This is a genomic window from Halopseudomonas litoralis (assembly GCF_900105005.1).
Classification (GTDB): domain Bacteria; phylum Pseudomonadota; class Gammaproteobacteria; order Pseudomonadales; family Pseudomonadaceae; genus Halopseudomonas; species Halopseudomonas litoralis.
The window spans coordinates 897,753-909,724 of the sequence record NZ_LT629748.1 but is presented as its reverse complement, the minus strand read 5'-3'; the positions used below and the strand labels follow the sequence as shown (position 1 = coordinate 909,724).

Annotated in this window: 7 protein-coding genes; 3 read left to right on the top strand and 4 right to left on the bottom strand. The window is 59.7% G+C overall.

Annotated features, from left to right (window positions below; translation table 11 throughout):
* Positions 1 to 28: 28 nt before the first annotated feature.
* A complete protein-coding gene (locus tag BLU11_RS04485; RefSeq protein WP_172828709.1) occupies positions 29 to 1,234 on the top strand; it encodes an acyl-CoA dehydrogenase family protein in 1,206 nt (401 codons plus the stop codon).
* A 57-nt stretch (positions 1,235 to 1,291) separates the two neighbouring features.
* Complete coding sequence (locus BLU11_RS04480) at positions 1,292 to 2,059, top strand: SDR family oxidoreductase (protein WP_090272239.1); 768 nt, start codon at positions 1,292 to 1,294, stop codon at positions 2,057 to 2,059.
* A gap of 40 nt (positions 2,060 to 2,099) precedes the next feature.
* Here BLU11_RS04480 and BLU11_RS04475 read toward each other — a convergent pair whose 3' ends face one another.
* The 4 genes from BLU11_RS04475 to smc form a co-directional block, all read right to left on the bottom strand.
* Positions 2,100 to 3,116, bottom strand: coding sequence for a tRNA dihydrouridine synthase (locus tag BLU11_RS04475; protein WP_090272238.1), 1,017 nt, complete (start codon positions 3,114 to 3,116; stop codon positions 2,100 to 2,102).
* Positions 3,113 to 5,485, bottom strand: a complete 2,373-nt coding sequence (gene ligA, locus BLU11_RS04470; RefSeq protein ID WP_090272237.1) for an NAD-dependent DNA ligase LigA — start codon at positions 5,483 to 5,485, stop codon at positions 3,113 to 3,115. The genes BLU11_RS04475 and ligA overlap by 4 nt, the downstream gene beginning before the upstream one ends.
* 233 nt (positions 5,486 to 5,718) lie before the next feature.
* Positions 5,719 to 6,579, bottom strand: coding sequence for a cell division protein ZipA (zipA, locus tag BLU11_RS04465; protein WP_090272236.1), 861 nt, complete (start codon positions 6,577 to 6,579; stop codon positions 5,719 to 5,721).
* Between the two features lie 103 nt (positions 6,580 to 6,682).
* Positions 6,683 to 10,195, bottom strand: a complete 3,513-nt coding sequence (gene smc, locus BLU11_RS04460; protein WP_090272235.1) for a chromosome segregation protein SMC — start codon at positions 10,193 to 10,195, stop codon at positions 6,683 to 6,685.
* Positions 10,196 to 10,451: 256 nt separating this feature from the next.
* Between smc and BLU11_RS04455 the strand changes: the two genes are divergently transcribed.
* A complete protein-coding gene (locus BLU11_RS04455) occupies positions 10,452 to 11,912 on the top strand; it encodes an SLC13 family permease (protein WP_090272234.1) in 1,461 nt (486 codons plus the stop codon).
* The last annotated feature ends 60 nt before the right edge of the window (positions 11,913 to 11,972 follow it).

Below are 11,972 nucleotides of genomic sequence, written 5' to 3'. Positions count from 1 at the left end.
CAACGCTCATAAACTCAACGATCTGACCATGTCAGAAAAGGTCCGCCCACTGCTGGATGCCGTCAAACAGCACATCCGGGATAATGTCGACCCCATCCTGGAGGAGTACAACCGTCTGGGAGAGGGCCGTGCAGAGCGCTTCAGCTATGCGCCCGGCCAATTGGACCTGCTGGAAGGCGCCAAGAAAAAAGCCAAGGAGGCGGGTCTTTGGAACTTCTTCCTGCCTAACGCCGAAACCGGTGAGGGTCTGTCCAACCTGGATTACGCTTATATCGCGGTTGAACTGGGCAAGAACCCGCTCGCCTCTGAAACGCTCAACTGCTCCGCTCCCGATACGGGCAATATGGAAGTACTGGAGCGTGTCGGCACGCCGGAACAGAAGGAACAGTGGCTCAAGCCCCTGCTCAATGGTGAGATCCGCTCATGCTTTGGCATGACCGAGCCCCAGGTAGCCTCCTCCGATGCGCGCAATATCGAAACCAGCGCCGTGCTTGAAGGCGATGAGTGGGTCATCAACGGCGAAAAATATTATATTTCCGGTGCCGGCGACCCCCGCTGCAAGATAATGATCTGCATGGTAAAAACCAGTCCGGATGCAGAACCCTTTCGCCAGCAGTCGCAGATTCTGGTGCCGATGGACGCGCCCGGCCTGACGATACTCGGTCCAATGAACGTGTTCGGTCATGACGATGCGCCACACGGCCACATGCACATCAAACTGGACAACGTCCGGGTCCCGAAAGACAACATTCTGTGGGGTGAAGGGCGCGGTTTCGAGATATCCCAGCTGCGCCTCGGGCCAGGCCGTATCCACCACTGCATGCGCTCCATCGGCTCCGCTGAAAAGGCTCTCGGTCTGATGATTGATCGGGGCCTGAATCGCGAAGCCTTCGGCCGCTCCATTATCGATCTGGGCAAGAACATGGAAACCATCTCCCGTGCCCGTATCGAAATCGAAGCAATGCGCATGATCGTGTTGAAAGCCGCCAAGGCCATGGATGTGCTGGGCAACAAGGAAGCCCGCATCTGGGTCTCCATGGCCAAAGCCATGGTCCCCGAGAAATGCTGCAATATCATTGACCAGGCCATCCAGATTCATGGCGCCACCGGCATCAGTCAGTGGTCACCGCTGCCAGAAATGTATACCAAGCAGCGCACGCTGCGTCTTGCGGATGGCCCTGACGAGGTTCATCACAACGTGGTGGCCCGCGCCGAAGTCAAATCCCACAACTAGAATCCGGGACGCAGCGGCCGCCAAGGCCCTGCGTACAGCACTGGAAGGAAGCTGACCATGGATATTAACAATCGTATTGTAGTGGTCACCGGCGCGGCCGGTGGCATCGGCCGAGCGCTGGCGATCCGGTTTGCCGAAGCCGGCGCCAAGCGGGTTATCTGTGCGGACCTCGATGAACAGGGTGCGCGAGAAACAGCGGAACAGATCAATGGCATTGCCCGCCAGGTCAACGTCGCCTCGGAAGAGGACATCAAGAGCATGATTGATGACGTGGAGACCCTGGAGGGTCCCATTGACCTGTTTTGCTCCAACGCCGGCATCATGGTGTCGGGCGGCCCGGAAGTATCCAACGATGACTGGCAGCGGATATGGGACATCAACGTGATGGCCCATATCTATGCGGCCAGGCACCTGGCTCCCCGGATGATCGAGCGTGGCGAGGGTTACTTCCTCAATACTGCCTCCGCTGCTGGCTTGCTGTCACAGGTGGGTTCTGCCCCCTATGCAGTAACCAAGCACGCGGCGGTGGCTCTGGCGGAATGGCTGGCACTGACCTATGGCGATGACGGCATCAAGGTATCGGTGCTCTGCCCCCAGGCCGTGCGTTCGGCCATGACCAAAGGCCACGAAGATGGCGTTGCCAGCATCGACGGTATGCTGGAACCGGAGCCGGTCGCCGAGGCCTGCTTGCAGGCCATTGAGGCAGAGACCTTCCTGGTCCTGCCGCATCCCGAAGTGCTCAACTATTTTCGCAACAAGGCGGAGAATTATGATCGCTGGATCGGCGGCATGAAGAAGCTCAATCGGGCTTACCGGAGGAGCTGATCACAGGCGGCTGTGGAGACTCGCCTGCATCAACCCTCGATTACCGGGCCTCAACGATTTCGTTGAGTTGCAGGCGGGGTTCACCCCGCTGGATAGCCAGGAGCTGCCGGTCCTGCGCCAGCATTACCTGCAGCTCCTCAGCACAGGTCTGCCGACGCACAACATCGAATAGCGCCTGGGCTTGAGGATAATGCTGGGCGAGAAATCCCAGCCATTGTTTGCAGCGACCCGGGGCATGGCGATCAGCGACTCGCTCACGCACCTGTCGATAGAAGTCCAACAACCAGGGTTGCAGCTCTGTCCAGCTCAGGTCAGCTCCCGCCATGCCCTGCTCCGTGGTTCGGATGCAGTGCGCGAGACCAGGGCGTGCAACCAGACCACGACCGATCATGACCTGCTCACAGCCACTGACCCGACGGATTTCCTGATAGTCATCCAGACTTGTCACATCTCCATTGGCAACCACCGGTACAGCCACCGACTCACGCACTCTGGCCAGCCATTCCCAATGCGCCGGCGGCTTGTAGCCTTCTACCTTGGTCCGCGCGTGCACGGCGATCTCTGCCGCACCTGCATCGGCCAGTGCACTGGCGCATTCCAGCGTCAGGCTGGTGTCGCTGTAACCCAGGCGCATCTTGGCCGTGACCGGAATGGCCGCAGGTGTTGCCGCCCGCACGGCAGCAACGATCTGGTATAGCGTGTCCGGCTCACGCAACAGCGTGGCACCACCGCGGTGACGATTGACGGTCTTTGCCGGACAGCCGAAATTCAGATCCACCGCCGGCGCACCCAACTCTGCCAGCAGCGCTGCGTTATGCGCCAGCCAGTCGGGGTCCGAGCCCAGCAGTTGTGGATGCACCGGCACGCCTGCAGCGGTTTTCCAATCATGCAGGCTCTCCGGAACGATACGCCGGATGGTACCGGTATTCAGCGGACCATCCGTCACCCGGATGAATTCACTGACACAACGATCGATACCGCCGATACGGGTGAGGATATCGCGCAGCGGGGCATCCACCAGCCCCTCCATGGGAGCCAGAATGACGGCGTGCTTCATGGATCAATGCCGTGATCGGCAAGCAGCCTGAGCAATCCGGCCTCGTCCATCACCTGCACCCCCAACTGCTCGGCCTTTGCCAACTTACTGCCAGCGCCCGGCCCAGCCACCACACAATGGGTCTTGGCCGAGACGCTGCCGGCCACCTTGGCACCCAGGTCTTCCAGGTAGTCCTTGGCCACATCCCTCGAAAATGTTTCCAGAGTGCCGGTCAGCACCCAGGTCTGACCACTCAGGGGCAGCTCCGCGCCCTGAGCCTTGGGGCTATCCCAGTGCATACCGAAATCCTTCAACTGCTGTTCGATAGCCAGTACTCGTTGCCGCTGTGCCACATCCTGGAAATACTCGCGCAAACTCTTGATGGCCTTTTCGTTCAGCCGTTCGACTTGCTTCAGATCGAGCCAATCCGCTTCTATGATGGCGGGCAGACCGCCAAAGCGGTCAGCCAATCGCTGAGCGCTGGTGCTGGCGACCGAGGGGATTTCCAGGCGGGCGAGGAACTCGCCCAGGCTGACGCTGGCAGCAAACTCCGGCGCCAGTTCGCCTTCCTCCTGCAGCTCCACCCCCCGCTCGCGCAGTTGATGAATAACCGTCTGATTGTGTTCATCCTGAAAAAAAGACGAAATCTCATGGGCAACTTCGGCGCCTACCTCCGGTAAAAACTGCAGTACCTCTTGCTTCGCCTGGCTGACCCGCGCCAGGGTGCCCAGCGCGCGGGCCAGCAGTTTGGCGGTTTCTTCACCAACGTCGGGAATGCCCAGCGCATAGATGAAGCGCGCCAGTGTCACCTGCTTGCTGTGCTGGATCGCCAGCAGCAGATTATTGCTCGACACCTCGGCAAAACCTTCCAGAGTAATGACCTGTTCATAGGTCAATGCATACAGGTCAGCGGGTGAAGCAATCATCTCGCGCTCGATCAACTGCTCGATAATCTTCTCGCCAAGACCATCAATATCCAGTGCCCGACGCGACACAAAATGCATGATCGCCTGCTTCAGCTGCGCCTTGCAGGCCAGGCGTCCGACGCAACGATAGGCCACACCCTCGGTCACCGTCTGCCTGCCCCGGCCACGCTTGATCAACTGAGTACGCTCAACAGCGGACCCGCATACCGGGCACTGCTCAGGTACATGCACCGGGCGGGCATCGGCGGGCCGCAGATCAGCAACCACTTGCATCACCTGGGGGATGACATCGCCGGCGCGGCGGATGATCACAGTGTCACCGATCATCACCCCGAGGCGCTGCACTTCATCCATGTTGTGCAATGTGGCATTGGACACTGTGACGCCGGCAACCTGTACCGGCTTCAGCCGCGCCACCGGGGTAACGGTGCCCGTGCGGCCGACCTGAAATTCAACGTCCAGCAGCTCGGTCATTTCCTCACTCGCCGGAAACTTGTGCGCGATAGCCCAGCGCGGTTCACGCGCCCGAAAACCCAGCTCACGCTGCCACGCCAGATCATTGACCTTGAAAACGACACCGTCGATTTCGTAAGGCAAGCTGTTGCGGCGCTCACCGATATCCCGGTAGTAATCCAGACAACCATCGATGCCGTCGACCAGTTGCAGTTCACGGCTGATCAGCAATCCCCAGTCACGCAGGCAATGCAGAATGCCAACCTGGGTGTCGGGCAGCTCACCTTCAAAGCGGCCTATGCCGTAGCAGCAGAACTCCAGCGGGCGCCGGGCGGTGATGTTGGAATCGAGTTGACGCAGCGAGCCAGCTGCAGCATTTCGCGGGTTGGCGAAGGTCTTGCTGCCCGCCTCGCGGGCGCTTTCGTTCAGCCGCTCGAAGCCGGCTTTGGTCATATAGACCTCGCCACGTACTTCCAGCACCGCTGGCCAGCCAAAACCGCGCAGCTTCAGCGGGACATTGCGTACGGTACGCACGTTGGCGGTAATGTCCTCGCCGGTGGTGCCATCGCCCCGGGTAGCACCACGGACCAGCACGCCGTTTTCATACAGCAGGCTGATGGCCAGACCGTCCAGCTTGGGCTCACAACAGTAAGCCACGCTGGCAGCATCGCTAAGCAGGTCGCCCGCAGGGAGATCCAGTGCGCGGCGCACCCGACTGTCGAAGTCGCGCATGTCGCTTTCCTGGAAGGCATTACCCAGGCTCAGCATGGGGACGTCATGACGCACCTGACCGAATGCCGACGAGGCCATGCCACCGACCCGCTGAGTGGGCGAGTCTGGGGTGATGATGTCGGGATTGGCCTCTTCGAGTGCTTTCAGCTGGTTGAACAACCGATCATATTCCGCGTCGGGCACCGTAGGCTCGTCGAGAACATAGTAGTTGTAGTTGTGCTGGGCGATCTGCTCACGCAACTGCTGAGCGTGAACCGAAGGGTCTGAATTCGAGATCATGGTTGGTCAAATCATCGGCGATGGAAACAAGACGATGATTGTAGCAAGGAACCCACCTCCGGCGGCAGCGCGGCTTGCACCGACTCATAATGCACCAGGGTGGAATTCAAACGCTGGAGCGCCCACAGTGAAGGTTCCCGCGCAGAGGGAACCTGTCTGGAGCCGAGTGCTCGCTCCATACCAGGCGGCTCTGTACGAAAAGTGTCTGCGCTGCGCGCTGCCCTCAGGTCAACTCAGCGGCGCTGGCCGAGGCGCTTGCGCTCGAATTCAGCGATCCGCTGGCGGTAATGTTCGATGGTCTGGGCAGTCAGCACGCTGCGATTCTCGTCCTTCAGATCGCCGCCCAACTCCTGCGCCAACTTGCGCGCCGAGGCGATCATCAGATCCAGTGCCTGTTTCGGATGCCGCGGGCCCGGCAGCCCCATGAAGAAACTCACTGCCCGCACGTGGCTGTGCTCCAGCTCCTCGGGGTCGAAGGTGCCGGGGTTCAATGCGTTGGCCATGGAAAACAAAACGTCACCATTCCCGGTCATGCTTTCATGACGATGGTAGATGTTCATATCGCCGTGGCGCAGGCCACTCTCCATGATGCTCTGCATCATGGCGGCTCCGGGGAAACCCTCCTCACCACGGGAGACCACCAGAATGACCAATACCTCATCAAAGGGTTCGGGCTCAGGGGCTGGCGGTGGAACTTTCTCGGTTGCCTGCAATACCGGCTCCACCGACCGGGTGGCCAGTCCGGGCTTGCCGCCGGCGCCAGAGGTCGGCTGGTGGAGGGGCGGCTGTGGCTCGAGCGGCACGTCCAGATCCAGTCCTGCCTGTTGGGGCTGTCTGACGGGCTCGACTTCGATTCCCGGGTCATCCGAGAAGTCATCGCCAAACGATGGTTCTTCCCGCTCACCACGGGCAATAATCCGGGGCGGCCCCAACAGTTCGTCATTGGCGCCGCCATCCGGCACCCCTTTGAAATCACGTTCGAGCTTGAAACGGATGCGCGAGCGACCGCCCATGCGTCGCCAGCCATCGAAAAGAATTCCCGCAATGAACAAAAGGCCGATGATGATCAGCCACTCTCGCAAACCAAAATCCATGAATAGCAGTTCCCGTTATGCCCTACCAATGAAGAACCTTTGAGGCTCTTAGCACTTATGCGAGACAGTAACATGCTCGCGCAATATTGTGCAGCGGCCGAATCTATACTTCTGCCAGCGCCACCGCTTCTTCAACATTGACTGTGACAAGCCGAGAGCATCCTGGTTCATGCATAGTTACACCCATCAGTTGATCAGCCATTTCCATGGCGATCTTGTTGTGGGTAATGTAAATGAATTGCACCCGACTCGACATCTCTTTCACCATGCGCGCATAGCGCCCAACGTTGGCATCATCCAGCGGCGCGTCCACTTCGTCCAGCATGCAGAACGGCGCGGGATTCAGTTGAAAGATCGAGAACACCAGAGCGATCGCCGTCAACGCCTTTTCGCCACCGGACAATAGATGAATGGTGCTGTTCTTCTTGCCTGGCGGGCGCGCCATGATGGTCACGCCGGTATCCAGCAGATCATCACCGGTCAGCTCCAGCCAGGCGCTGCCGCCGCCGAATACTTTCGGGAACAGATTCTGCAAACCCGCATTGACCTTGTCGAAGGTTTCCTTGAAGCGGCTGCGGGTTTCCTTGTCGATCTTGCGAATCACCTGTTCCAGGGTATCCAGCGCATCTACAAGATCAGCGTTCTGGGCGTCCAGATAGCGCTTGCGCTCGGACTGTTGCTCGTATTCGTCAATTGCCGCGAGGTTGATCGCACCCAACCGCTGGACCTGCGCATCCAGACGCGTCAGTTGTTGCTCCCATTCGGATTCACTGGCGCCCTCGGATAGCGTTGCAATAACGCCTTGCAGATCGTAGCCGGCCTCCAGCAACTGCTCCTGCAATCCCTGCCGCCGTGTCTGCATATCTCGGGTCAGCAGGCGCTGCTCATCAAGCTGGCTGCGTAACGCCTGCGCCTGCTGCTCTGCCTGCTGACGCCGACGCTCCTGTTCGCGCATCTGCTGATCGACCTGCTCCAGCGCCTGACGCGCCATGCCCAGATCCTGCTCGGCCTGAAGACGACGTTCGAGCAGGGATTCCAACTCGATGCGCTGGTCCTCTTCCGGTCCCTGAGTTTCTTCCAGCGACATCTGCAGCTGCTCGCGGCGTTCGGCCAGGCGTTCGACCTGAACCTGCAACCGCTCCAACCCCTGGCCGGTGGAATCGAGCTGTGCCCGCAGTGATTGTTTTCGCAACGCCAGCTGGTGTGCCCGGTCGTGCTGCTCGCGTGATTGCTGGCGGGCCTGCTCAAGCTGCGCGCGAACCTGCTCGCGTTGCTGGATCAAGGCTTCACGACGAGCACTGTCATCGGCCATGCTATCGAGCGCATCCTGCAGCGTCATCCGCGCTTCACCAAGCTGTTCGAGTTCATCAGCGCGCTGCGCCTGAATATCCTCCAGATCGGCTGTAATACGCTCGCGTCTGGCATTGACCTGCTCCAGCCGTACCTGCCGCGCCGAGCGCTGCGCCTTGAGCTCTCCCTGTTCGCGTCCGAGCTGGGCCAGACGTTGTTGCAGGGAATCGCGCTGCAGTTCGAACTGGCGACTGTGCTCGCGCAGTTCGACAACTCGTTCCTCGTCAGCATCAAGTCGCGCCTGCTGCTGTTCAAGACTGGTATGCAGATCCTGCATTTCCTGCTGCCGAGCCAGCACCCCAGCGCCCTGATCCTCGCCACGTTGAAAGCGCAGCCAGTTGTGCCCCAGCCAGTGCCCGGCAGGTGTCACCACGGACTCATGACTGGCCAGCGATGCGCGCATGGCCAGCGCCTGCTGCAGATCTGCAGCGGTGCGGATGCTGCCCAACCAGGCGGTAAGATCCAGCGCGGAGTCTACCTTGGCCAGCAGCCAATCGCCGGCAGGCGCCGCACCCGCTGCACCCGCTGCACCAGTCGAAGCATCCATGAGGCGCAGACTGCCTTGCTGGAAACTATCCAGCGCTGCCGCCTGCTCATCCAGGGAACTCAGGCACACAGTCTGCAGATCATCGGCCAGTACCGCCTCCACCGCGCGCTCCCAGCCCGATGCGACGCGCAGCTGCCCTGCCAGCACCGCTGTACTGTCCAGCCCTCGTGCCTGCAACCATTGCTGCACCCCGGCGCCCTGGTCCAGCGCCGCCTGCTGCAGCGCCTCCAACGAGGCCAGACGACCACCCTGACGCTGAAACTCGCCCCGGCGGATATCCAGCTCCTGGGTCAATGCGCCGAGGGTATCCCGTTCCTGTTGCAGGCTGTCAGTCAGATCATCCAGCGCCAACCGGTCGGTCTCGCCGCGCATTTCCAGTTCGACCAGCTGTTCATTCAACTCATCGAGTTCATCATCCAGCGAACCGGCGGACAACCCAAGGCGTTCATCTTCCAGCCGTTGGATGCGATCACCGAAGCGTTCTACGCTCTGCTCAAGATGCCGGATGCGCGACTGCTCCACTTCTACCTGCTGGCGCGGCGCCGAGGCTCGTTGGTTGAACTCGTCCCAGTTGCCCTGCCACGCCTGCATCGCCGCTTCGGCTTCCTGCATGCGGTCCGCGGCTTCCTCATCAGCGGCGCCGGCCAATTCCAGCTCCGGCTCGGTGCGGGCCAGCTCGTCGCGCAGATCGGCGAGCAGCGCCTGATCCTGGGTCAGATGACTCTGCGCCTCCTGCCAGGCCTGCTCGGTCTGGTCCAGATCCTCGCGTATCTGGCGCTGGCGGTCACGGTTGAATTGCAACACTTGCTCGATACGACTGATGTCAGCGCCGATACTGTAATAACGCGCCTGTACCTGATTGAAACCTTCGTTCAGATCACTGTGCTGGTCACGCTGCTTCTCGATCTCGCTGTCGGCGTTGCGCTGCTCGGCGATAATGGCTTCGAGCGCGACCTCCAGGCTGCGTACCTGCTGTTCACGTTCGGTGGTTCGTGTATCCAGCGTCTGCCAGCGCAACGCCTGCAACTGCGCCTTGAGCTGACGCTCCTCGGCTTTTAAGGTCTTGTACTTCTCCGCCGCCTGGGCCTGACGATGCAGGTGCGCCAATTGCCGCTCCAGCTCATCGCGCAGATCGGTCAGGCGCTCTAGGTTTTCATGAGTGCGGCGGATACGGTTTTCGGTTTCCCGGCGACGTTCCTTGTATTTGGAAATGCCCGCCGCCTCCTCGATGAACAGCCGCAATTCATCGGGTTTGGCTTCGATCAACTTGGAGATCATGCCCTGTTCGATGATTGAATAACTACGCGGCCCGAGGCCGGTCCCAAGGAAGAGTTCGGTGATATCCCGACGTCGGCATTTGGTCCCATTGAGATAATATTGATTTTGTGCTTCGCGGGTTACCTTGCGGCGTATGGATATCTCGTTGTAGCCCGCGTATTCACCCTGCAGGGTGCCATCACTGTTATCGAAGATCAGTTCGATAGACGCCTGTCCTACGGGTTTGCGGCTGTTCGAACCGTTGAAGATGACGTCCGTCATCGACTCGCCACGCAGGTTCTTTGCCGAGCTTTCACCCATCACCCAGCGCACTGCATCGATTATATTCGACTTGCCACAGCCGTTCGGCCCGACAACCGCGCCCATATTGGTCGGAAAGAAAACTGTGGTAGGATCCACGAAGGACTTGAAACCCGCCAGCTTGATGCACTTGAGTCGCATTGAGAAATGTCGTTCCTTGCCGTTCGGTAAGTGTCTGGCAGCCATCCGGCGGATATTTGCACACTGGAAAAACGTCCCTTTTTACCTGTAATACTTCCTGAATAGAAGCCCCGAGCCAAGCATTGGGAATCATGCATGGTCAGAAGGTCATTCCGGTTCGCAGGTAAGCAAGCAATAGGCTTTACTCTTGGTTGGCGGCGGCACAACTGCGCTGCTGCAAATATGAACAAAGATAAATTCGAGACTGGATAACTGAATGTCTGCTACGACAACATCCCAATCACCGTCAAATGGCTGGTCTGCCAGCCGCATCATTGGCTTGCTCATCGGCGCTGCGCTGCTGGCCATGACCATACTGATCCCTGCGCCGGCTGGAATGAGCGAGGCGGCCTGGAAGGCAGGCGGCCTGATGATGCTGCTGGCAGCCTGGTGGGCCACCGAGGCGATTCCGATTCCGGCCACCTCGCTGGTGCCGATCGTATTGATCCCGGCATTGGGGCTGGGCAGTGTCGGTCAGGCAACCGCGCCCTATGCCAACCCGACCATCTTCCTGTTCATGGGTGGCTTCGTGCTGGGTCTGGCCATGCAACGCTGGAACCTGCACAAGCGCATCGCACTGATGACACTGTTGGCGGTGGGCACCAAGCCCAGCCATCAGATTGGTGGCTTCATGATTGCCACCGCCTTCCTCAGTATGTGGGTGAGTAATACAGCAACCGCCATCATGATGCTGCCGATTGGTCTTTCGGTGGTCAGCATGTTCGAGAACGAGGATCCTGCTGCCGTGCGCAAGTATGCCACCGCCCTGCTGCTGGCCATCGCCTATGCGGCTAGCCTTGGCGGCGTCGGCACCATCATCGGTACTCCACCCAATGCGTTGCTGGTGGCCTATCTTGCGGACAACCACGATATCCATATCGGTTTCGGTCAATGGATGCTGATTGGCGTGCCGATTTCGATATTGATGCTGGCGACGGTCTGGCTGTTCCTGGCGCGCAAGGATTTCGGGCTTAGCGCTGACAACAACAGCCGCGAGTTGCTGCAGAAACAATTGAACGACCTGGGATCAATGAGCCGAGGTGAGAAGCGGGTAGGTATCGTGTTCCTGCTGACTGCCGCCGCTTGGATCTTTCAACCCTTGATATCCGAATCGCTCATCCCCTGGTTGAACGACACCATCATCGCCATTGCCTCGGCAATCATCATGTTCCTCATCCCGGTTGATCGCGAGAAAGGCAACCTGATGGACTGGGACACTGCATCGAAAATGCCCTGGGGCGTATTGCTGCTGTTCGGTGGTGGCTTGACACTGGCGTCCGTCATTACCTCCTCCGGCCTGGCCGTATGGATCGCCGAATCCATGTCCGCGGTAGGCACATTGCCGACCCTGGCTATCGTGCTGATCATTACAGCCGTGATCATCTTCCTTACCGAGATCACCAGTAATACCGCTACGGCGGCAGCCTTCCTGCCGCTGATGGGCGCGCTGGCCATGGCCCAGGACGTGTCGCCGATACTGTACGCCGTACCGGCCGCCGTGGCCGCCAGCTGTGCCTTCATGATGCCGGTAGCCACCCCGCCGAATGCCATCGTCTTCGGTACCGGCCATATGAAAATCAGCGACATGATCACCGCAGGCTTCAAGCTGAACCTCGCCGGCGTGGTCATCGTCGGCGTGGTCGCCTACTACCTGATGTTCTGGGTATTCGGAATCTGACCCGGCAGCGACCTGCATGACCGAACCGCCGTCCTTGTGATGGCGGTTTTTTTATGCCTG

Excerpts from the sequence above, each read along its gene's own strand:
- BLU11_RS04480 (WP_090272239.1), top strand. The coding sequence starts at position 1,292 with ATGGATATTAACAATCGTATTGTAGTGGTCACCGGCGCGGCCGGTGGC.
- smc (WP_090272235.1), bottom strand. The coding sequence starts at position 10,195 with ATGCGACTCAAGTGCATCAAGCTGGCGGGTTTCAAGTCCTTCGTGGAT.
- BLU11_RS04455 (WP_090272234.1), top strand. The coding sequence starts at position 10,452 with ATGTCTGCTACGACAACATCCCAATCACCGTCAAATGGCTGGTCTGCC.
- BLU11_RS04485 (WP_172828709.1), top strand. The coding sequence starts at position 29 with ATGTCAGAAAAGGTCCGCCCACTGCTGGATGCCGTCAAACAGCACATC.
- BLU11_RS04475 (WP_090272238.1), bottom strand. The coding sequence starts at position 3,116 with ATGAAGCACGCCGTCATTCTGGCTCCCATGGAGGGGCTGGTGGATGCC.
- ligA (WP_090272237.1), bottom strand. The coding sequence starts at position 5,485 with ATGATCTCGAATTCAGACCCTTCGGTTCACGCTCAGCAGTTGCGTGAG.
- zipA (WP_090272236.1), bottom strand. The coding sequence starts at position 6,579 with ATGGATTTTGGTTTGCGAGAGTGGCTGATCATCATCGGCCTTTTGTTC.